Genomic DNA, 21,700 nt, shown 5'->3' with positions numbered 1-21,700 from the left:
ATATGAGATCGCCTGTCCATAAGGGCGGCGAAACCACAGGAGTTGCTGCGATAGTGACCCCCGAACCCGAAAGATGTAACGAGCAACCAGGAAGCGTGTGGACACCAGCGAGGGCAGCACCGCACCCGAGACCGAAGCCGACGACGACGGCCCGAGTCCCCAAGACGGGCCCCGGACTGGCTGGCGCCGCTGGGCGATGGACACCCGCCCCCTGCGCCGGCCGGCCTTCCGCCGGCTGTGGTCCTCGACCGCTGTCACGGCCGTGGGCAGCCAGCTCACCGCCGTCGCCGTGCCCAAGCAGATCTACGACATCACCGGCTCCTCCGCCTGGGTCGGCTACGCGAGCCTCGCCGGACTCGTGCCGATGGTGCTGTTCGCGCTGTGGGGCGGGGCGGTCGCCGACACCGTCGACCGGCGCAAGTTGCTGCTGATCACCAACAGCGGCATCGCCGTCACCTCGGTGCTGTTCTGGCTCCAGGCCGTCTCCGGACTCGACTCGGTGGCCGTGCTGATGGTGCTGCTCGCCGCCCAGCAGGCGTTCTTCGGCCTCAACTCGCCCGCCCGCAACGCCTCCATAGCCCGGCTGGTCCCCGCGGACGAACTGGCCGCCGCCAACGCCCTCGGCTCGACGGTCATGCAGACCGGCCTGGTCGCGGGCCCGCTGCTCGCCGGCGCACTGATCCCGGTCATCGGCCTGCCCGAGCTGTACCTCCTCGACGCCGTCGCGCTGTGCGTGACGCTGTGGGCCGTGGTCCGCCTGCCCGCGCTGCCCCCGCTGGCGGGCGCGAGCGCCCGGCGTGCGGGGGTGCGCGAGATCGCGGAGGGGTTCCGGTACATATCCGGGCACAAGGTCCTGCTGCTGTCCTTCCTCGCCGACGTCATCGCCATGGTGTTCGGCATGCCCCGCGCCCTGTTCCCGCAGCTCGCCGCCGAGACGTACGCCTCCTACGGCGAAGGGCTCGCCCTCGGCCTGCTGTTCGCGGCGATCCCCATCGGCGCGGTGCTGGGCGGACTGTTCTCCGGGACGTTCTCGCGGGCGCGCCGGCACGGCTGGATGGTCATCGGCGCGGTCGTCGCCTGGGGCGCGGCCATCGCCGGGTTCGGACTGAGCGGCAGTCTGTGGCTCGCGGTGGTGTTCCTGGCCGTCGCCGGCGTCGCCGACATGGTGTCGATGGTCTTCCGCGGAGCCATCCTCCTGTCCGCCGCCACCGACGAGATGCGCGGCCGGATGCAGGGCGTCTTCACGGTGGTCGTGGCGGGCGGCCCACGCCTCGCCGACGTTCTGCACGGCACGGCGGGCGCCGCCTTCGGGCCCCGCGCCGCCGTCGCGGGCGGCGGGCTGCTGGTGGTCGCGCTGATGCTGGGCCTGGCGGCCGCCGTGCCCGCGCTGCGCCGGTACCGCATCTGACGCGGCCGCCGCGTCCGGCACGGGCGGGGTTCGCGGCACTCCTGCACGGGCGGGATCTACAGCACCCCGCGCCGGTGCGTCCCGTACTGCTCCATCAGCTTGCCGCGGGTCATCTCCAGCCGGTGGGCGAGGATCTCGGCCACGATCCGCACCAGCGACAACCCGAGCGCCGGATCCTCCTCGCACAGCCTGAGCACGGGCTGCGCCTCGAACTCGTAGGCGCGCACGGGACTGAAGGCCTCCGCCCCGAAGTCCCACCGGTACGGCGGGAACAGCCACGACCAGCCCAGCATGTCGCCGGCGCCGAGGCTCGCGACGGTGACCCGGCGCAGCGACGTCACCTGCTGGACGAGCGAGACCGCGCCGGAACGGATGACCCAGAAGCGGTCGGCCGTGCCGTCCGCCTCGAAGATCCGGGCGTCTTCGGGGAAGGAGACCTCGCGGGCGAGCTCCATGAGGCGCTGTCGCTGGGGGAGGGGGAGGGCGGTCAGCAGTTTGGTCGCTTTGGTCATGGCGCGGGGCTCCTCGCCGGCGATCGATGGGGGTGCTTTCCCCTTTCCATTTGAGCCGCTGCCGACGCCCCGGGCACCTTGGCGGACCGCACTTTCCGCAGGAGGGCATGGAAAAGCCCTGGCTGGACGGGGGAAGCCAGCCAGGGCAGCGCAGGGGTGGTGCACGGAGGAGGAGCGTCGTCGACTCCGCCCACCACGTATGAATGAACCGTAAACCATTCGAGGAGATTCTGCGTGCGTAAGAGCCGGTCGCGTGACCTGTTTCACTGTCGGCCGGGCGTGAGGATCTCGTCCAGCACCCTGAGCACGGCCTCGTAGGCGAGAGCCCGGACCCGGGCGTCCCGCGCCCCGTCCGCATCGGCCTGTGCGAGGTCAGCGCCCCGGGCCCGCCAGGCCAGCTGTTCCTCCCGGGCGCAGGCCCTGGCCCGCTGGATGCGCCGCAACAGTTCATCCGAGTCCACGACATCGGTCATGTACTTCGCGTACCCCGCACCGGCGGGTCGATTGCTCCCTGTCAGAGAGGTTTGGTCGCCGCCGAGACGGCCAGCCGAAAAGGAGACGACCAACGACCAGTCGGCAACTGTCAGGGGAGCGAGGGATGCCTACCAACGACTCGACCGACCGCATGGACGTGCCGGACGGCCCGTTCCGGTGCGAAGGACCCGAGCGGTGCCGACCGGCAGATGTTCGCAGTGCCGTGCGTCGTGCGGTGAGCGGGTGGCGCGGCGCCACCGGCTGCTCGTGCGACGAGGAGGCTCTCGCGGACGCGCTGCTCGTCGCCTCGGAACTCACGACCAACGCCATCCTCCACGGCGGCGGCGTCACCGGGTTCGACGTCGATGTGGAGGGGCGGGCCGTGCGCGTCTCCGTCAGCGACCGCAGTGACCGGCTGCCGGTCAGCGCCGACCCGTCCGACGGCGACGGGCGATGGCGCACCGGTGGCCGCGGCTGGCCGATCGTGTGCCGGCTGGCCCGCGACGTCCGGGTGGCCGACCTGCCCTCCGGGGGCAAGCGCATCACCGCAGTCGTCCCCGTCTTCTGACCGCAGCCGCGCCCGGCCGGCCCGGACCGTCGACCGAGGGCCCCGTGAAACGCCTTTCCCCAGGCGGAGTTTGGTCCTCCGGGGGCAGGGCAGACGGAGGTTCGTGCTTCGGACCGGAGGCGCGCCGACGGGAGCGGTATGTCCGCTCCGGGGCGCTGCACGCGCCCCGGCCGGCAGAGGCCCTCCCGTCGCCAATCCCTGACACCACCGTTCAGGAGCGATTACGTATGCCCATCGACATGTCGACAAGCAGCCCCGACGTATCCGCGCCCACCGCTGTACCCGCGCCCACGACCGCATCCGCTCCCGCGCCCACCGCTGTACCCGCGCCCACGACCGCATCCGCTCCCGCGCCCACCGCCGCATCCGCTCCAGCCGCCGCACAGCTACGACGCACGCACGACGACGCCCCCGACACCGCGAGCCGGTTCGCTCGCCTCGTCACCCTGGAGGAGGGGCCCGAGCGGGACGCCGTGCGCGGCGAGATCGTCACCGCCTGGCTGCCCATGGCGCACCGGATCGCCGGCCGCTTTCGCGACCGCGGCGAGTCGATCGAGGACCTGCGGCAGGTGGCTGCCCTCGGCCTGGTGAAGGCCGTCGACCGCTTCGACCCCGACCGCGGGGCCTTCGAGAGCTACGCCGTGCCCACCATCACCGGGGAGATCAAGCGGCACTTCCGGGACCGCATGTGGGCGCTGCGGGTGCCGCGCCGGGTGCAGGAACTGCGCAACAAGGTGCGCCTCGCCCGCCGGGAGCTGACCCAGAACCCCGGTGCGGCCGAGCCCTCGGTCGCCGACATCGCCGCCCACGCCGGGCTCACCGAGGACGAGGTGAGCGCCGGCCTGGAGGCCCTGGAGAGCTTCAGCACCCTCTCGCTGGACGCCGAACTCCCGGCCGGCGACGACGGCTACAGCCTCGCCGACACCCTCGGCGACCCCGACTCCTCCTTCGACGTCGTGGTCGACCGCGAGTCGGCGAAGGAAAGCCTGCGCCGGCTGCCGGAACGCGAGCGCGCCATCCTCTACATGCGCTTCTTCGAGGACATGACCCAGAGCAGGATCGCCGACCGGTTGGGCATCTCCCAGATGCACGTCTCCCGGCTCATCAGCCGCAGCTGCGAGCGGGTGCGCCAGGAGGCTCTGCGCTGACCGCCCCGCGCCGAGATTCCCACCTTGCGATGCCCACTTGGCGACCCGACGGAGACCCCCATGACCGCGGCTGCATCCGGAACGGCGGACGAGGACCCGGAGCGCGTCGAACGAGAGCGAGCCGAACCGGAGCGAGCCGAACTGGAGCGCTTGCGTGCCGAAGTGCGCGACCTGCGCGCCCGGTCCCGTGCCCGCCCGCTGATCTCCCAGGCGCAGGGCATGCTCCAGGAGCGCTACGCCCTGCCCGACGCCGACGGGGCGTTCACGCTCATGCGGCAGGTCTCGCAGCGGTTCAACGTCAAGATGCGCACCCTGGCCGGGGTCCTGGTGACGACTCCCCGTCCGGACGGACGGACCGCGCTGTGGTTCCCCCGCCGGGTGCGCAGACCCGAGCCCGCCCTCGGCCTGCTGCCGGACGACCCGGCGGGCGGCCGCAGTCGAGGCGCGGTGCTCGGCGCTGTGCTGGACCACACGCTCGCCGTGGTCGGCGCCGGCATGGGCAACGTGCAGACGGTCGACCGGGTCCGGGGAGGCCTGCGCATCGAACGGCACACCGGCCTCACACAGGACTTCGTCGACTTCTTCGAGCACGTCGGCGAGGCGGGCACCTCCTGTGCCAAGGCCGCCCGCGACCTCGCGCAGGTCACCGTACGGGACGTGGCGAGCGACCCGGTGTTCACCGAGCCGGCCCGGGCGGCCATCCTCGCCGCCGGCAGCGAAGCCTGCCACAGCGTGCCCCTGACCTCGGCGACCGGCCTGTGCGTCGGCATGGTCTCGGCCCATGTCGACCACTCCCTGCCGGAGCTGCGCCCTTCCCAGCTGAAGACCCTGGACGCCCTCGGCGCCGAAGCAGGCCGCTGGCTCGCCTGGCACGAACGCACGGTCCTGCTGGACGCCCTGGAGTACCTGCACGCCCTCGGCCGGGTCCGGGGCGCTCGCAGGCAGGGTGCGTGAAGGCCGCCCCGCCGGGCGCGTGTGTCCGGCCCGAGCCGGGGCATTCGACATCGGCGAGGATTCGGGCACGCGTCCCAGGAGGTCGGATGGACACGAGCGCTCTGGCGCACAGCGGCCGCGCCGAGGCGGAGCGGGCGGCGCGGGGGTCGATGACGACGGGCGCCGCCAAGGCCGGGCTCACCGCGCGAGGCGTGATCTATCTGCTGGTCGGAGCGCTGGCCCTGCAGATCGCCTTCGGCGACGGCACCCGGCAGGCCGACCGGCAGGGCGCCCTCGGCGAGATCTCGGAGAAGCCCTTCGGCGCCGTACTGCTGTGGGCGCTGGGCATCGGGCTGGTCGGGATGGCGCTGTGGCGGCTGTCCGAAGCCGTCTTCGGCGAGGCCGGGCGCGATGGCCGCAAGGCCGGGAAGCGGCTGCTGGCGGTCGTCCGGTGCGTCTTCTACTCCTTCGTCGCCTACTCCGTCCTCGTCTTCGCCGCCGGATCGGGCGGCGGGGGCGGTTCGGGCGGTGGAGGCGGTTCGGGCGGTGGGGCCGGCTCGGGCGGGGGCGTTGCGGGCGGCGGGGGCGGTTCGAGTGACGAGCAGTCCCGGGACGTCACCGCCCGGGTCCTCGAGCTGCCCGCCGGGCAGTGGATCGTGGGGGCGGCCGGCGCCGGGATCGTCGTCGCGGGCATGTGGATCGCGGCCCGGGCCGTCCTGCGGACCTACCGGGAGGACCTGCGGCTGTGGCAGATGTCGCCGGGTCTGCGCCGACTCGTGGACGTCACCGGCGTGGGCGGCGGCGCGGCCCGCGGTCTGGTGTTCGCCGCCGCGGGCGCGTTCGCGGTACGGGCCGCCGTCGACTACCGCCCGAACAGGGCGAAGGGGCTGGACGACACGCTCCGCTCGTTCGCCGGCACCCCCGTCGGCCCCGGCCTGCTGGCCTGCGTCGCCGCCGGACTCGTGCTCTTCGGGCTGTTCTCCCTCGCGATGGCCCGCTGGCGGAACGTCTGACGTCCGCGTGGGTGGGAACACGGAGCAGATGAACGAACCAGAGTTCCCGCCCGACGGACAGCCCGTGGACATGTACCTCGACCTGTTGCGCGTCCGCATGGACAGCGAGGACTACCAGCTCCTGCTGCAGGTCGTCGCACCCGCGCTACGCGCCCTCGACGAACAGCCACCGGGAAGTCTCGACTTCGCCCTCGACCCGGACGACACCCGGAATCTGCCCCAGGAGGTCCGTGACGAGGCCGCGCTGGTCATCGCCACCGCGGTCACCGGCCGGCTGGACAACCAGCTGGTGGAGATCCACGTCGACGGAACCGGCCCGGTCCGGGTGGTCACCGACGCGGCCACCGCGTCCGACCCCACCCGCCTCGCCGAGATCGCCGGCTGCATCCGCCAGCGCCAGAAGGACACCGACGAGCTGCGGGGCATCGCCGCCGCGAGCGGTATGTCCACGGAGTTCTGAACTCCCGACGGACTCCCCGACTGACTCCCCGACGGGTCGGCCCGGCGTGCCCTCGCCCGCGCGCTCACGTCGGCGGCGCCACCGGCGCCCCGAGCGGGCGTGCGAGGCCGACCACCGCCTCGTCCAGGCGCTGAAGGTGCCGCAGCACGCGGTCGGTCACCCGGCCGTAGCGCGGTGTCCTGGGCCCGCCCGGCTTCAGCAGCGCGGCGATGCTCGGACCGGTCAGCACCTCGGCGGTGCTCCGCTCCTGCGCGACGCGCGCGGCGATCGCCCCGATGTTGTGCAGGATGCGCTGCCCGGCCCTCCGCAGCCGTGGGTCCGCCGCGATCGACGGATGCGTCGGCAGCAGTTCGGCCGTGGCCGCCAGGGACCGAGCGTGATAGGCACAGGTCTCCAGCAGGGCGACGACATAGCGAGCGGTGTCCCGGCGGGTCCGCAGCGGGGTGACCGGATGCGTCAGGGGCTGCGTGGCCGCCCGCAGGTCGGCCAGCGCCTGGTCCAGGTCCCGGGCCCGGTCGAGCAGGTCGGCCGGGGGACCGCCGCTCAGTTGCTCCAGGGCCGCCTCGGTGACGTCCGTCAGCCGGTCCAGCACGGTCGCCAGCAGCTCGTTCGTCCGTCGGTCGGTGTGCACCGGCAGCACCAGCGCCGCCGCGACGATCCCGCAGGCCGCGCCCAGCGCCGTCTCCTCCACCCGCAGCACCAGCACCGACAGGCTGTAGGTGTGCAGCAGCGTGTACAGCACCCCCAGCGCCGCCGTCACGAAGAACGACATCAGCGTGTACGACAGCGGCGCCGTGTAGAACATCGCGAACACGCACAGCAGCACCACCGCGAACGCCGTCCACGTGTGATGCCCGACCAGCCCCGCCAGCACGATGCCCGCTACCACGCCGAGCACGGTGCCCAGCAGCCGCCGGTAGCCCTTGACCAGGATCTCCCCGGTGGAGGCGGTGTTCAGGAACACGATCCAGCAGGTCAGCACCGCCCAGTACCAGCGGTTCGAGGACAGCAGCTCGCCGCCGACGATGGCCAGGGACGACCCGACGGCGACCTGCACGGCGGCCCGGGTGGTCGGCCGCCGCAGCCCCCTGGCCTCCTGACCCGCCTCCTCGTCCTCCTCGGCCCCGCCGATCGCGGCGTCCTCCGCGTCCAGCTCCTCGCGGGAGCGGGCCGTCTCGGGACTGTCGTCGGACTCGTCCGGGGGCCCGTCGAGCGCGATGCGCAGCCCCAGCACCGCGCGGGCCGCCTCGCCGACGCCCCGGAAGACGTCCTGCACGGGCGGCGACGCCTTCGGCAGGTTCTCCTCCTCCCGGTACCCGAGCAGCCGGTTGCGCACCAGCGCCAGCGCGGTCCCCGAGTCCTCCGCGACGGGGTGCCGTACCAGCAGTCGCAGGGCCGGCAGATCGCGTCGCAGGGTGTCCAGGGCCTCGTCCCCCACGGGCAGCCGGCCGGCCTGCGGCAGCGGCGCGCCCGGCAGGTGCAGGGTCAGGGTGTCGGCCCGCTCGGCGCTGCGGGCCGTCAGCAGCAGCAGGCCCAGCCGTTCGGCGGCGATCTCGGCGTCGGCGATCCGGCGCTGCACCAGCCGGGCCACCGCCGCGTCCCGGGTGCCCTCCTCCAGCCGGCCCTGGATCATCATGGCCGTCTCGTGCAACCGGGCGGTGCCCTCGCGCAGCCGGGCGACAGCCTTGTCGATGTCGTCAGGGCCGGCGTCGAGGAGTTCGAGCTGGACGTCGAGCAGCTGCGCGAGCCGCGCCCGGAAGGCCTGCCGCAGCCGCTGCAGGATCCCGGTCGGCGTCTGGGGCACCAGCACGAACCGCGCCACCGCGCTGCACGCGAAGGCGACGGCGATCACCCCGTAGTACCCCGGCAGGCTCGACGTCCCGACGCCGACGAACAGCGACAGGAAGTACACCTGGAACCCGATCAGACCGAGCGCCGTGCCCCGGTCGCCGAACCGGCGGCCGTAGACCGCGCAGAAGATCAGGGCGACGAAGAAGACGTCGCCGGCCAGCACCCGGGAGCTGAGCAGCGCCGCCAGGGACACCGAGGCCAGCGCCACCGGCAGGCCCAGCGCCAGCGTCACCGCCTGCCGGCCGCGCTGCTGCTCCCGGATGGCGAACGTGGCGACCATCGCGGCGATGGCCCCCGCCACCAGATGCGAGACGTCCGCACCCAGCAGCGAGAGCACGGCCAGCATCAGGGCGATCGCGCCGACCGTCCGCAGCCCGGCCGCCAGACGCAGCAGCCCGGGATCGGACGCCGCGACCCGGTCCCGCAACCATGCGCCGTACGACCGGGCCGCCGCCCGTACGCCGCCGTGCTCCGTCGCCGGCCTCGGAGCCTGTGTCATATCCCGGGCCGGGCGCGCGACGCCTGGCCCGCACTCCCCCAGAGGGGGGACCCCCATGACGCCGCGCGCTGACCCGACCGGGAATATGGCACAGGCTCTCACTCCTGGTCGGGGCCGGAGCCCTCAAGGTGCGCCCGCACCTGCTCGGGCGTCAGATAGCTGTCCGTGTACTCGAAGTCCTTCAGTTTCGCCGCCCGCCGCGCCTGGAAGCCGGTGCGCACGAAATCGTCGCCCGCGATCGCGTTGAGCGTCCAGTTCGTCAGCACCCGGGCCTTGGCCACGCCCGTGCGCAGCGCGCCCCAGTGGTAGCCGCGGGCCACGGCCTGCGCCGGCAGCCCCTTCAGCGGGATGCCGAGCGGCTTGGAGACGGCGTCCGTGCCGCCGAGGTCCACGACCAGCCCGAGGTCCTTGTGCACGTACGGCCGCATCGCCTGACCCCGCAGCGTCGCGATGACGTTGTCGGCGACGACCTTGCCCTGCCGCATCGCGTGCTGAGCGGTCGGCGGACAGATCGCGCTCTCGTCCTCCTTGGCCCGGTCGGGTACGGCGGCGGCGTCGCCGAGGGCGAACACCCCGTCGTTCCCGGGCAGGTTCATCTCCGCCTCGACGGCGAGCCGCCCGCGGACCGTCTCCGCGCCCAGCGTCGCGATCAGCGGGCTCGCCACGACGCCCGCCGTCCAGATGAGGGTCCGGGTCGGGACGACCCGCCCGTCGGTGAAGGTGACCTCCTGCGGGCCCGCCTTGGCGATGGACACCCCCAGCGAGATGTCGATGCCCCGCTTGCCCAGGACGTCCTGGGCGCTGCGGCCGAGCTTGTCGCCGAGCTCCGGCATCAGCTTCGGGGCGATGTCGATCAGATGCCACTTGATCAGGCTCTGGTCCAGCCTCGGGTACCGCTTGACCGCGTTGTGCGTGAGCATCTGCAGACAGGCGGCGGTCTCGGTGCCCGCGTAACCCCCGCCCACCACCACGAACTGCAGCCGGGAAGCCCGTTCGGCGGGGTCGTGGCTGGCGTCGGCGAGGTCGAGCTGGGAGATGACGTGATCGCGGACGTACGCGGCCTCGGCGAGCGACTTCATGCCGAAGGCGTGGTCGGTCAGCCCCGGGATGTCGAAGGTGCGGGTGACGCTGCCGGGAGCCAGCACGATGTAGTCGTACGGCTCGTTGACGACCTCGTCGGTGATGGTCCGTATGACGCAGACCTTCGACTTGAGGTCCACGCCGATCGCGCCGCCCGGAATGATCCGGGTGCGGTACTTCTTGCTGCGGCGCAACGACACGGCGATCGACTGGGGCGTCAGCACCCCGGAGGCGACCTGCGGCAGCAGCGGCAGATAGAGCTGGTAGGCGAACGGCGTCACCAAAGTGACGTCGGCCTCCGCGGCGGCGAGTTTGCGTTCCAGACGCCGAACGCACCCCACTCCCGCGAAGCCCGCGCCCACCACCAGGATCCTGGGTCGTGTCACGATGTCCATCCCTTTCTGCGGCTCCAGGCGGTCTGCCCCGACCTCATGCGCGTGCCCCGCCCGCGGGCCCCTCGCACCTCATCGATCCCACCGCGACCGGACCGGTTCCGCCAGCCGGGCGAGGCATGCAGACGAACGTTTCTCCTGAGGCCACCGTCGTACCCGCCGAACGGCCCCTGTACGCCCCCACCCTTCGGGCAGGCCGACGTCCCTGGCAAGTGCCGGTCCGGAGAACGGACGGGGCACGGGCCGACTCGGGCCCGTGCCCCGTCCCCTCGGACGCGTCTGTCACGCTGTGCGGCGAGCGCCTCCGTCAGTCCTGGCCGCCCTGCGGAGGGGCCGGCCGGTCGACGAGGGCCAAGGCCTCGTCGACCTCGGCCGAGACCGGAACCGTGAGGCTGACCCCGGTGAGATCCAGGACCCGGCGGACGGCGGGCCTGGGGTTGATCACATGCACGCTCCCCGGCAGGCCGCGGGCCTCCTGGTACACCCGAAGAATGATGTTCATGCCGGACGAGTCCATGAACGGGACCGCCGAGAGGTCGATGAGGAAGTGCCGTCGGCCGTGATGGAGCTGGTTGGCCAGATGGGCCTGGAACTCGGTCGCGGTGTCGAGGTCGAGATGGCCTTCGACCGTGACCAGGGCGACGTCCTCACGGGGCAGGGTGACCTCGACGGACAGGGGGTTCTGGGCGATGGACACGGGTACCTCCGAAAGCAGACGGTCGTGGGCGCCGGACTCGGTCCGAGCCCGGCGGCGATACGGGCCTCAGACGAGGTCGGCCCCCAGCAGGCCGGCCCGCAGACGCCGCACCATACGGCTGAGCAGCCGCGACACGTGCATCTGGGAGATGCCGAGCTCCTGGCCGATCTCCGCCTGCGTGCGCTCCTCGACGAACCGCAGATGGATGATCTGCCGCTCCCGCTCGTCGAGTTCGGCGATGAGCGGCGCCAACGAGTTGAAGTCCTCCACCAGTTCCAGCGCCGGCTCCTCCGCGCCGATGAAGTCGGCCAGCACCGACTCGCCGTCCGCGCCGCCGTCGGAGGTGAGCGCCGCGTCGAGGGAGGCGGAGGTGTAGCAGTTGGACGCCTTGCGCGCCTCGATGACCTCCTCCTCCGACAGCGACATCAGCTGCGACAGCTCCCGCGTCGTCGGCGCCCGGCCCAGCCGCGACTGCAACTCCTCGTTCGCCCGGGCCAGTTCGACCCGCGCCTCCTGAAGCCGGCGCGGCACGTGCACCGCCCAGCTGGTGTCCCGGAAGAAACGCTTGATCTCGCCGACGATGTACGGCACGGCGAACGAGGTGAACTCGACCTCGCGGGACAGCTCGAACCGGTCGATGGCCTTGATCAGCCCGATCGTGCCGACCTGGACGATGTCCTCCATCGAGTCGCCCCGGCCGCGGAAGCGCGAGGCCGCGTACCGCACGAGCGACAGGTTCATCTCGATCAGGGTGTTGCGCACGTACTGGTACTCGTGGGTGCCCTCCTCCACGACGGCCAGCCGGTCGAAGAAGCGGCGCGACAGCTCCCGCGCGTCCTTCGGGCTCACCTCGGTGGGTGTCTCGATGAGCGGAACCCCTCCGCGCGGGTCCCCTATCCCCGCCTGCTGTGCCGTGGCCGTCGTTGCCTGTGCCGTCACGGCATCCATGCCGCTCACTCCGTTCGTCGAGCCGGTCGATGACGCAGTCCGTCTGCCCCTGCATCCGCGTCTCATGCCGAACACATTCCGAATGCGGCTGCCGCGGCAGGGTAATTGGTGCTGTGGGGCGCGAGAAGGGAGCAGTGTGACCATCGACGGAATCTGGTCGTACGCGCCGGGCAGCGGCTCTGTCGAGGGGCAGGACCTGACCGGCTACGCCGTCGTGACCACCGACGGCACCCTCGGACATGTGGAACGCGAGGCCGGCCCGCACGGCATGCGGCACCTGGTCGTCGACACGGGCGTCTGGCTGTTCGGCAGGAGCGCCGTCGTCCCGGTGGGCGTCGTGACGCGCGTCGACCACGCGGGCCGCAAGGTCTCCCTGGCCTGCACCGGGGACGAGGTCAAGGAAGCACCCCCGCTTCCGCACCGACAGCGAGACGACGGATCCGGCGTACCTCGCCGCCGTCGGCGACCACTACCGCCGGCTGACCCCGCGCGGGACGACGCCGGCGTGAGAGAGGAGGAACTCGCGTCCGCCGGGCCGGCGACCGGTCCGGCGGCGCCGGTGACGACCGCCGCGTCCGCCCGGGCCCACGCCCGGGCGGTGGTGGCCGCCCGCTGGGACCCGTCGGTGCGGCCGGCCCGGGAGGCGGACGTCATCGACCTGCTGCTGGTCGTCTCGGAACTGGTGGCCAACGCGCTGCGGCACGGCGGCGGACTCGCCGGGTTCGAGATGACGCCCGTGGGCGACGGGATCCGGCTGGCCGTGCACGACCACAGCGACGACCTGCCCGCCGCGGCGTGCGGAGCGGACCTCGCGCCGGCCGGACACCGCGCGGGCGGCTACGGCTGGCCCCTGGTCGTCCGGCTGGCCCGGGACGTCGCCATCGAGAAACGGCCTGCGGGAGGCAAGACGATCAGCGTGTTCGTGCCGATCCGGCCCACCGGCCGAGGGGACTGACCTGACCGAACGGACCGACGGGCGCGCCGTCACCGCCGTCACTGCCGTCACCAGGGCAGGAACACGTGGACGTCCTTTCCCTCCGCCTGACCCGCCTCGTTCGGCACCACGCTGACCTGGCTGCACAGCGTGTGCACCAGATACCAGCCGATGCCGCCGCCCCCGCTGTCGGGGTGGAACGGCCGCGGCGCGGGCGGGGTGCTGTTGGTGTCGTGGACCGTGACGTGCACGCCGTCGAACGTGCGACGGAGGTGCAGTTCGAAGGGGCCCGGAGCGTACTGGACCGCGTTGGCGGCCAGCTCCGCGACGATCAGGACGATGTCGTGCCAGCACTCCGGCGCCATGGGCGGCGAGGCCCGCGCCAGCTCACGGAGGAACTCCTCCGCGGCCAGCCGCGCACCCGTCACATCCTGCGGTTCACCCGCGAAACGTGCCGTACGGCTCGGAATCGCCCAGGAGGACAATGCGTCGTTACCACGCGGCTCGGTTGCCATGTCGTCAGTGCGGCCCCGCTGCTGCCGGGACCGTCGTCCTTTCTCGTACGGCTCTCAGGCTTCGCCCCCTTCAGGGTTCCCGAGCCCGCACAGGCTACGCGTCCGCCCCCTGCCGGCCTACGAGCGCGGTGGCCCGCCCGGGGCCGCCCGCCGCCCCCGAGCCGTGACTCAGCGGAACACGTCGTCCGCGTCGTCCCAGCTCAGCACCTCCTCCGGTGCGCTTAGCCGGGGCAGGCGCGCCCGCGCCTGGTACATCGCCTCGATCTCCGCCGCGTAGTGCGCCACGATCGAGTCCCGGCGCAGCTTCATCGAGGGCGTCAGCAGACCGTTGGTCTGGTCGAACGGCTGCGGCAGGATACGGAAGGCCCGGATCGACTCCGACCGGGACACCGCGCTGTTCGCCGCGGCCACCGCCCGCCCGATCTCCTCCCGCAGGGCGTTCTCCTCACGGGCCTCCCGGCTCTGCGTGTCGCCGTGCAGCGTGAGGCTGCCGCGCCAGTGCGCCAGGAAATCGGGGTCCAGGGTGATCAGCGCGCCCACGCAGGGCCGGTTGTCCCCCACGACCACCGCCTGGTGCACGAGCGGATGCATCCGCAGCCGCTGCTCCAGCGCGGTCGGCGCCACGCTCTTGCCGCTGCTGGTGATGATGACGTCCTTCTTGCGCCCGGTGATCGTGAGATAGCCGTCGGAGTCCAGGAACCCGAGGTCGCCCGTGGCCAGCCAGCCGCCCCACAGCGCCGCCCGCGTCGCGGTGTCGTCGCCCACGTAGCCCTGGAACACCGACGGGCCGCGCACGAGGATCTCCCCGTCGTCCGCCACCCGGATGTCCGTGCCCGGCAGGGCCTGGCCGACGGTGCCAGACTTCTCCCGGCCCAGCGGCTGCATGGTGATCCCGCCGCCGGTCTCGGTCAGGCCGTATCCGTCGTGCACATAGATGCCGATGCCCTCGTAGAACAGGGACAGGTCGCGGTGGAGCGGGGAGCCGCCCGACGTGGCGCGGTGGACGCGACCGCCCAGCGCGGCCCGGAGTCTGCGGTACACCGTCCTCTCGAAGAGGGCGTGCTGGAACCGCAGGTCGAAGCCGGGCCCCGAGCCGCGGCCCAGCCGCTGCCGTTCCACGGCGGCCGCGAAGTCCCGGGCCGTCTCCGCCGCCCGCTCGAACAGCGCTCCGCGGCCCGATTCCCGGGCCGCCCGCAGGAAGTTCTTGTAGATCTTCTCGAACACCGACGGGACCGCGTACAGATACGTCGGACGGAACGTGCGCAGCGACGCCGAGAGCGCGTCCGCGCTGAGATCGGGCTCGTGACCCATCAGGATGCCGCCGCGCAGACAGAGGCCCTGGATCATCAGCCCGTACACGTGGGAGAACGGCAGGAAGGCGAGGACGCTCGGCTGCTCTCCCGCGGGGGCGGCCGTGTGCCCCCAGCCGGCCAGCAGCGTGTCGCAGGGGCTCGCCAGACTGCGGTGGCTCAGCGCGCAGCCCAGGGGCCGGCCCGAGGTGCCGGAGGTGTAGGCGATCACCGCGGTGGAGTCGGGCAGCACGATCCGGCGCAGCGAGTCCACCGTGGTCCCCGGCACCAACTCGCCGCGCCGCCCGAGTTCTTCGAGCGCACCCGCGTCCAACTGCCAGACGTGCCGCAGTGCGGGCAGGGCCGCGCACACCGATCCCACGGTCATGACGCTCTGTTCGTCCTCGACGACCACGCCCACACATGCGGCGTCCCGCAGGATCCACTCGACCTGCTCGCGCGAGGACGTCGGATAGACGGGGACGACCTCGGCCCCCACCGCCCACAGCGCATGGCACAGCACCGTCCACTCGTACCGGGTGCGGGCCATGATCGCCACGCGGTGACCGGGCTTGATCCCGGACGCCACGAACCCCTTGGCGAGGTCGACCACCTCGTCCCGCAGTTCGACGGCCGTCACCTCCTCCCAGCCGGCCGAGGCGGCGTCCGGACGACGGGAGAGCACCGCGAGGGTGGGGGTACGGGCGGCTGTCTCGAAAACGCTGTCGGCGAGCCCACCGGTCAGGGGCGAGACGGTGGGGGGAGCGAGGGCGAAGTCGCGCATGCGCTGCTCCTGTGACGTGTACGGGCTGTGACTCCGCCGACGGGAACCGTTATCGACGGTGGTCGAATCTAGCCCAGGCGAGACCGGTTGTGGCCTGGAACGAATAAGTAATCCGCCTTGACGATCCCGACGGGTCGGATCGCCTCAGGCCTGGGTGTGTCGCACGCACGTCGTGACGACCTCGCGCAGACTCCCCGTGCGCTGCCACACCTCCCGCTGGATCCGCGAGCCGTTGCCGACCTTCAGCAGTTCGGCACACGACGCCCGGGCCCGCTCCAGGTCCCCGCTGTCCGCCAGCGCATCCTCGACATGCGCCAGCAGGGCCCGTACGACCGTCTCGGCGCGGGTGCGCCGCATGGTCGCCGGGTGCAGCAGATCCGCGGTCAGCCCCGAGCGGGCGGCGCGCCAGCCGGCCAGCCGCAGCAGGCTCACACTGTGGTCCACCGGATCGAGGCCGGCCTCCCACTCCCGGGCGGCCGTCTCGACGAGCCCGCGCACCAGCGTGGCGATCAGCACGGCGGTGTCCGCGTGCAGACAGACGTCCGAGACCCGCACCTCCACCGTCGGATAGCGCGCCGACAGCCGGGCGTCGAAGTAGACCATGGCCTCGTCGAGGATCGTGCCCGTGGCCACCATGTCCGCCACCCGCCCGTGATAGCGCTCCGCCGAACCGAACAGCTCGGTCGGACCCGCCGAAGGCCAGCGCTGCCACACCCGGCTGCGATAGCTGCTGTAGTCCGTCTCCTTGCCCTGCCAGAACGGCGAGTTGGCACTCAGTGCCGCCAGCACCGACAGCCAGGGCCGGATCCGGTCGATGACCGCGACCCCTTCCTCGTCGGAGCCGACGGAGACATGGACGTGACACCCGCACACGATCTGCTCACGGGTCGCGATGCCGTATTGGTCCGCCATCCACTGGTAGCGCCGCCCTCTGCTGACGGAGGGGCGCACCGCCAGCGGCGACGTGGCGAGCGCGGCGACCGCGCACCCCGTCTCACGGGCGTGGCGCGCCGCCGCTCCGCGGATCCGCACGATCTCCGCGCCGAGTTCGCCCATGCCCGACTGCGGGTGGGTGGCGAACTCGAGCATCTGGTTGTGCAGTTCCTTCTGGAAGACCGGAGGCTGCTCCGCCTCCTCGCACCGCGAGGCGCGGGCGAGGACGGCGGCGGACAGGGCCTGCGGCTCCCCGGTCTCCGGGTCGACCAGGAGGAGTTCCTCCTCCACTCCGACGGTGCGCACGGGATGCGGCCTTTCTCTGCGGCCTTCTTCGGCGGGTGGTACGCACCCGACTGCCCCGTCCGGTCCTGTTCACACGGACGACGGCGTCAGCCACACCGTGGCCAGGGGCGGCAGCGTCAGCCGGAGCTCCCCCCGCTCGGGTGCGACCGGGGCGGGGCCGACGACACCGCTGCCGCCGTAGCGCTCGGCGTCGGTGTTGAGCAGCTCCCGCCAGGCCGGGACGTCGCCGGGGACGGCGAGCGGGTAGTCGTGGCGTACCACGGGGGAGAAGTTGCTGACGGCGAGGAGCGGCGCGCCCTGGGCGTCGTGGCGCAGGAACGCGAACACGTTGTCGTCCGCGGCGTCGCCGACCACCCACCGGAACCCGGCCGGGTCGGTGTCGCGCTCCCACAGGGCCGGCGTGGCCCGGTAGACCGCGTTGAGATCACGCACCAGGTCCTGCACCCCCCGGTGATCGCCCGCGGAGGCGTACCCCGGATCCAGCAGCCACCACTCGGGGCCGTGCTCCTGCGACCACTCCGCGCCCTGGGCGAACTCCTGTCCCATGAAGAGCAGTTGCTTGCCCGGATGGGCCCACATGAAGCCCAGGTAGGCGCGGTGGTTGGCCCGCCGCTGCCACCAGTCGCCGGGCATCTTCGACACCAGCGACTGCTTGCCGTGGACGACCTCGTCGTGCGAGATCGGCAGGACGTAGTTCTCGCTGTAGGCGTACACCATCGAGAAGGTCATCTCGTTGTGGTGGTACTTGCGGTGCACCGGCTCCTTGGCGATGTACTGCAGCGAGTCGTGCATCCAGCCCATGTTCCACTTCAGCCCGAACCCCAGACCGCCGCTGTCGGTCGGCCGGGTCACCCCGCCCCAGGCGGTGGACTCCTCCGCGATCGTCACGACCCCCGGATTGCGCCGGTACACCGTCGCGTTCATCTCCTGCAGGAACGCCATCGCGTCCAGGTCCTCCCGGCCGCCGAACACGTTCGGCGACCACTGCCCGGAGTCCCGCGAGTAGTCGAGATAGAGCATGGAGGCGACGGCGTCCACCCGCAGCCCGTCGACATGGAACTCCTCGCACCAGTAACTGGCGTTCGCCACGAGGAAGTTGCGCACCTCGATGCGCCCGAAGTCGAACTCGAACGTCCCCCAGTCGGGATGCTCGGCCCGCCGCGAGTCCCCGGGCTCGTAGAGCGGATCCCCGTCGAACCGCGCCAGCGCCCAGTCGTCCTTGGGGAAGTGCGCCGGCACCCAGTCCACGATCACGCCGATCCCGGCCCGGTGCAGGGCGTCCACCAGGAACTTGAAGTCGTCCGGCGTGCCGAGCCGCGAGGTCGGCGCGTAGAAACCGGTGACCTGGTACCCCCAGGAACCCGAGAACGGATGCTGGGCGACCGGCATGAACTCCACGTGGGTGAAGCCGAGGTCGTTGACGTACGACGGCAGCTCCTCAGCCAGTTGACGATACGTCAGCCCGGGTCGCCAGGAGGGGAGATGGACCTCGTACACGGAGAACGGCGCCACATGCACGGGCACGTCGCCCCGGTGCGCCATCCACTCCTGGTCCGCCCACTCGTAGTGCGAGGCGTGCACGATCGACGCGGTGTCCGGCGGCGCCTGCGCGCACCGGGCCATCGGGTCGGCCTTGAGGAAGCGGTGGCCGTAACGGGAGGTGATCTCGAACTTGTACGTGGCGCCCTCGCCGATCCCGGGCAGGAAGAGCTCCCACACACCGGACGAGCCGAGGGACCGCATCGGGAACGCGGTCCCGTCCCAGCAGCAGAAGTCCCCGGCGACCCGCACCCCCTGGGCGTTCGGCGCCCACACCGTGAACCGGGTGCCGATCACCCCCTGGTGCGCCATCGGCTCCGCGCCGAGCGCCTTCCACAACTCCTCGTGCCGCCCTTCACGGATGAGATGCAGATCGAGATCGCCGAGGGCCGGCAGGAAGCGGTACGGGTCGTCCACCTTGTGCTCGACGCCCCCGTACGACACCAGCAGCGTGTACGCGGGCACCGCGTCGAGCGGCAGGACGACGGCGAACAGACCGTCGCCCTCGGAGGCCAGGGGGGTGGGGTCGCCGTCGATCACGACGCTCACGGCGTCCGCGAAGGGCCGCAGGGCCCGGAAGAGGATCCCGCCCGGCACCGGGTGCGCGCCCAGCAGCGCGTGCGGATCGTGGTGGGCGCCCGAGAGCAGTCGCCCACGGTCGCCGGCGTCGAGTGCGGGCGCCGTGCGCGGGCGGGGGCCGGCCGACTCGGGCGGAGAGATGTCACGCAGGGCCACAGGGGTCAGCCTCCTCGGACGGCGAGTCGCTCGATCGCCGCCATGGGTACGGGCAGCCAGTCGGGACGGTTACGGGCCTCGTACAGCACTTCGTACACGGCTCGGTCCGTCTCGTAGGCACGCAACAGGGCATGTTTCTTACGGGGGTCCCAGCCCGCGCGGGCCGCATAGCCCGCGCAGTAGGCCTCCCGGCAACGGCGCGCCCACTCCGGCCGCCACGGGCGGCGCTGGCGGGCGGCGTAGTCGAACGAGCGCAGCATCCCGGCGATGTCCCGGACCGGGGAGTGGGCGCTGCGCCGCTCGGCCAGCGGACGGGACGGCTCGCCCTCGAAGTCGATGACGAACCAGTCCCGTCCGGCGCGCAGGACCTGCCCGAGGTGCAGGTCGCCGTGGATGCGCTGAGCGGGCGGACCCGCATCGCACACGGAGAGCGCACCGAAGGCGGTGGTCAGGCCCGGGACGAACGGGCGCAGCGCCGGCACATGGTGCGCGGCCGCCTCCAGCCGCTCGGTCATCGCCGCCGCCGTCCGCCCGTCCTCCGCGTGCGGACCGGCCGGCAGGGCCGCGGCCAGCGCGAGGTGGACGTCCGCCGTGGCCCGCCCCAGTTCCTCGGCCTCCGCCGTGAAGGCCTCCCCGCGGGCGAGGGCTCGCAGCGCGAGCGTCCAACCGTCGGAGGCGTCGGGCAGGAACGGCTGGAGCACGCCGAGCGTCGCCTCCTGCGGATGCGTCGTCCGGAACCAGGCCACGGGCGCGGGCACCCGCCCGCACCCCTGCCCGGCCAGCGCGACCGGCACCTCCAGATCGGGGTTCACCCCGGGCTGGATCCGCCGGAAGATCTTCAGGATGAACGCGTCCCCGTACACCAGCGAGGTGTTGGACTGCTCGGCCTCCAGCAGCCGCGGCGCGAGCCCCGGAGGCAGCGACACGAACGGGTCCGACTCGAAGCACAGCGGGCCCAGCGTGCCGGGATGCCGCATCCGCTCCAGGAGCAGTTGTGCCGACCGGGGGTCCTGCAACGCGTCATGGACCGTCAGCCCCGCCATCGGCCCCTCCTCCACCCTGCCGATCAGCGCACGGCCCAGCCGAGGCGACAGATGCTCCTGGATGCCGAGGAGCAGCTGATAGCAGTCACCGGCCGGGGGAGTGCCGCCGGGCGTCGGGACGCCCGACTGATCGGCGTGCACGAGCAGATGCAGACATCCCGGATACAGCTCGGTCATCGACAGCATGCGCAGGTCGGTGAGGGGCCGGTCCTTGCCGGCGAACCAGCGCTGGCGCGGCAGCCACTCGCACAGCAGCGCGGCGAGCGGCCCGCCGGAGCGGACGCCGCTCGCGCTGTTCGGGCGCAGGGGTGCGGTCTTCGTCACGGTGACCCATCCTTTCCTCGGCGCACGCTCACGGGCGGCGGCCGATCCGGGACGCGGCTCTGGTGAGCCGGAACCAGTAGAAGCCGTGCCCCGCGAGGGTGAGCAGGTAGGGCAGTTCACCGATGGCGGGGAAACGGACTCCGCCGAACAGCTCGACGGGATGGCGGCCGTCGAAGCGGCGCAGGTCGAGCTCCGTGGGCTGTGCGAAGCGCGAGAAGTTGTGCACGCACAGCACCAGGTCGTCCTCGTATTCGCGCAGGAAGGCGAGGACGGCCGGATTGGAGGACTGCAGTTCGGTGTAGGTCCCGAGGCCGAAGGCGGGGTTCTGCTTCCGGATCTCGATCATCCGCCGGGTCCAGTGCAGCAGCGACGAGGGCGACGACATCGACGCCTCGACGTTGGTGACCTGGTACCCGTAGACGGGGTCCATGATCGCGGGGAGGGACAGCCTGCCCGGGTCGCAGGAGGAGAAACCTGCGTTGCGATCCGGTGTCCACTGCATGGGGGTGCGGACGGCGTCGCGGTCGCCGAGCCAGATGTTGTCGCCCATGCCGATCTCGTCGCCGTAGTAGAGGATCGGCGAGCCGGGCAGGGACAGGAGCAGCGCGGTGAACAGCTCGATCTGGTTGCGGTCGTTGTCCAGCAGCGGTGCGAGCCGGCGCCGGATGCCGATGTTGGCGCGCATCCGCGGGTCTTTCGCGTATTCCGCGTACATGTAGTCGCGCTCTTCGTCGGTGACCATTTCGAGGGTCAGCTCGTCGTGGTTCCGCAGGAAGATGCCCCATTGACAACTCGACGGGATCGCCGGGGTCTTGGCGAGGATTTCCGAGACGGGGTAGCGGGATTCCCGGCGCACCGCCATGAAGATGCGGGGCATGACGGGGAAGTGGAACGCCATATGGCATTCGTCGCCGCCGGAGGAGTAGTCGCCGAAGTAGTCGACGACGTCCTCGGGCCACTGGTTGGCCTCGGCGAGGATCACCGTGTCCGGGTAATGCGTGTCGATGTCGCGACGCACCCGCTTGAGGAACTCGTGCGTGGCGGGAAGGTTCTCGCAGTTGGTGCCCTCGGCCGCGTAGAGATAGGGCACGGCGTCGAGGCGGAAGCCGTCGATGCCCAGGTCCAGCCAGAACCGGAGGGCGGCCAGGATCTCCTCCTGCACGGCCGGGTTCTCGTAGTTGAGGTCCGGTTGGTGGGAGAAGAAGCGGTGGAAGAAGTACTGCTTGCGGACGGGGTCGAAGGTCCAGTTGGAGACCTCGGTGTCGACGAAGATGATGCGGGCGTCGGCGTACTGCTTGTCGTCGTCGGCCCACAT

General features: G+C 72.0%; 19 protein-coding genes and 1 pseudogene. 8 read left to right on the top strand and 12 right to left on the bottom strand.

The features are described 5' to 3' along the window. Nucleotides 1–97 precede the first annotated feature (97 nt). The gene (locus tag ACIBAF_RS38110; RefSeq protein ID WP_399469423.1) at nucleotides 98–1,408 is read left to right on the top strand and encodes an MFS transporter; all 1,311 of its coding nucleotides are present in this window, start codon (nucleotides 98–100) and stop codon (nucleotides 1,406–1,408) included. A 56-nt stretch (nucleotides 1,409–1,464) separates the two neighbouring features. On the opposite strand, the gene ACIBAF_RS38105 is transcribed toward ACIBAF_RS38110, so the two are convergent. Both ACIBAF_RS38105 and ACIBAF_RS38100 read right to left on the bottom strand, forming a co-directional pair. Further along, a complete protein-coding gene (locus tag ACIBAF_RS38105; RefSeq protein WP_399469421.1) occupies nucleotides 1,465–1,920 on the bottom strand; it encodes a cyclic nucleotide-binding domain-containing protein in 456 nt (151 codons plus the stop codon). 263 nt (nucleotides 1,921–2,183) lie between these two features. Continuing rightward, nucleotides 2,184–2,393, bottom strand: coding sequence for a hypothetical protein (locus ACIBAF_RS38100; RefSeq protein WP_399469419.1), 210 nt, complete (start codon nucleotides 2,391–2,393; stop codon nucleotides 2,184–2,186). 152 nt (nucleotides 2,394–2,545) lie between these two features. Here ACIBAF_RS38100 and ACIBAF_RS38095 point away from each other — a divergent pair, with 152 nt between their 5' ends. The 5 genes from ACIBAF_RS38095 (at nucleotide 2,546) to ACIBAF_RS38075 (ending at nucleotide 6,516) form a co-directional block, all read left to right on the top strand. Then, complete coding sequence (locus ACIBAF_RS38095; RefSeq protein WP_399469551.1) at nucleotides 2,546–2,962, top strand: ATP-binding protein; 417 nt, start codon at nucleotides 2,546–2,548, stop codon at nucleotides 2,960–2,962. A gap of 227 nt (nucleotides 2,963–3,189) precedes the next feature. Next, a complete protein-coding gene (locus ACIBAF_RS38090) occupies nucleotides 3,190–4,110 on the top strand; it encodes a SigB/SigF/SigG family RNA polymerase sigma factor (protein ID WP_399469417.1) in 921 nt (306 codons plus the stop codon). 60 nt (nucleotides 4,111–4,170) lie between these two features. Further along, nucleotides 4,171–5,064, top strand: coding sequence for an ANTAR domain-containing protein (locus ACIBAF_RS38085; protein WP_399469415.1), 894 nt, complete (start codon nucleotides 4,171–4,173; stop codon nucleotides 5,062–5,064). An 86-nt stretch (nucleotides 5,065–5,150) separates the two neighbouring features. Continuing rightward, nucleotides 5,151–6,056: a DUF1206 domain-containing protein gene (locus tag ACIBAF_RS38080; RefSeq protein WP_399469413.1), complete on the top strand. Its 906-nt coding sequence runs from the start codon at nucleotides 5,151–5,153 to the stop codon at nucleotides 6,054–6,056. A 28-nt stretch (nucleotides 6,057–6,084) separates the two neighbouring features. Beyond that, nucleotides 6,085–6,516 carry a hypothetical protein gene (locus ACIBAF_RS38075; RefSeq protein WP_399469411.1) on the top strand — a complete coding sequence of 144 codons (432 nt, stop codon included), beginning with the start codon at nucleotides 6,085–6,087 and terminating at the stop codon, nucleotides 6,514–6,516. Between the two features lie 64 nt (nucleotides 6,517–6,580). Here ACIBAF_RS38075 and ACIBAF_RS38070 read toward each other — a convergent pair whose 3' ends face one another. The 4 genes from ACIBAF_RS38070 to ACIBAF_RS38055 form a co-directional block, all read right to left on the bottom strand. Beyond that, entirely contained in the window at nucleotides 6,581–8,866 is a 2,286-nt protein-coding gene (locus ACIBAF_RS38070; RefSeq protein WP_399469409.1) for an FUSC family protein, read from the bottom strand. A 98-nt stretch (nucleotides 8,867–8,964) separates the two neighbouring features. Further along, entirely contained in the window at nucleotides 8,965–10,341 is a 1,377-nt protein-coding gene (locus ACIBAF_RS38065) for an NAD(P)/FAD-dependent oxidoreductase (protein WP_399469407.1), read from the bottom strand. A gap of 304 nt (nucleotides 10,342–10,645) precedes the next feature. Beyond that, nucleotides 10,646–11,035 (bottom strand): STAS domain-containing protein, encoded by a 390-nt coding sequence (locus ACIBAF_RS38060; protein WP_399469405.1) that lies wholly within the window; start codon nucleotides 11,033–11,035, stop codon nucleotides 10,646–10,648. A gap of 66 nt (nucleotides 11,036–11,101) precedes the next feature. Beyond that, nucleotides 11,102–11,983, bottom strand: coding sequence for an RNA polymerase sigma factor SigF (locus ACIBAF_RS38055; RefSeq protein WP_399469403.1), 882 nt, complete (start codon nucleotides 11,981–11,983; stop codon nucleotides 11,102–11,104). 136 nt (nucleotides 11,984–12,119) lie between these two features. Between ACIBAF_RS38055 and ACIBAF_RS38050 the strand changes: the two are divergent. Both ACIBAF_RS38050 and ACIBAF_RS38045 read left to right on the top strand, forming a co-directional pair. Next, nucleotides 12,120–12,492 (top strand): annotated as a pseudogene (locus ACIBAF_RS38050) (PRC-barrel domain containing protein). Further along, entirely contained in the window at nucleotides 12,489–12,938 is a 450-nt protein-coding gene (locus tag ACIBAF_RS38045; protein ID WP_399469401.1) for an ATP-binding protein, read from the top strand. Before ACIBAF_RS38050 ends, ACIBAF_RS38045 begins: the two are co-directional and overlap by 4 nt. 47 nt (nucleotides 12,939–12,985) lie before the next feature. Here the strand turns inward: ACIBAF_RS38045 and ACIBAF_RS38040 are convergent, their stop codons facing one another. From ACIBAF_RS38040 to treS, 6 genes are all read right to left on the bottom strand, one after another. Then, a complete protein-coding gene (locus ACIBAF_RS38040; RefSeq protein WP_399469399.1) occupies nucleotides 12,986–13,432 on the bottom strand; it encodes an ATP-binding protein in 447 nt (148 codons plus the stop codon). A gap of 168 nt (nucleotides 13,433–13,600) precedes the next feature. Further along, nucleotides 13,601–15,505, bottom strand: a complete 1,905-nt coding sequence (locus ACIBAF_RS38035) for an AMP-dependent synthetase/ligase (protein WP_399469397.1) — start codon at nucleotides 15,503–15,505, stop codon at nucleotides 13,601–13,603. Nucleotides 15,506–15,649: 144 nt separating this feature from the next. Beyond that, nucleotides 15,650–16,744 carry a glutamate--cysteine ligase gene (locus ACIBAF_RS38030; protein ID WP_399469395.1) on the bottom strand — a complete coding sequence of 365 codons (1,095 nt, stop codon included), beginning with the start codon at nucleotides 16,742–16,744 and terminating at the stop codon, nucleotides 15,650–15,652. 69 nt (nucleotides 16,745–16,813) lie between these two features. Continuing rightward, complete coding sequence (glgB, locus tag ACIBAF_RS38025) at nucleotides 16,814–19,018, bottom strand: 1,4-alpha-glucan branching enzyme (RefSeq protein WP_399469393.1); 2,205 nt, start codon at nucleotides 19,016–19,018, stop codon at nucleotides 16,814–16,816. A 5-nt stretch (nucleotides 19,019–19,023) separates the two neighbouring features. Continuing rightward, nucleotides 19,024–20,385 (bottom strand): maltokinase, encoded by a 1,362-nt coding sequence (locus ACIBAF_RS38020; protein WP_399469391.1) that lies wholly within the window; start codon nucleotides 20,383–20,385, stop codon nucleotides 19,024–19,026. Between the two features lie 28 nt (nucleotides 20,386–20,413). Continuing rightward, the coding region (treS, locus tag ACIBAF_RS38015; RefSeq protein ID WP_399469389.1) for a maltose alpha-D-glucosyltransferase at nucleotides 20,414–21,700 on the bottom strand (1,287 nt) is incomplete at its 5' end.

The sequence above is a fragment of the Streptomyces sp. NPDC051677 genome, assembly GCF_044453465.1.
Lineage (GTDB): Bacteria > Actinomycetota > Actinomycetes > Streptomycetales > Streptomycetaceae > Streptomyces.
Note: the sequence above shows the minus strand (reverse complement) of the source record. Positions and strands in the feature narration are given on the sequence as shown.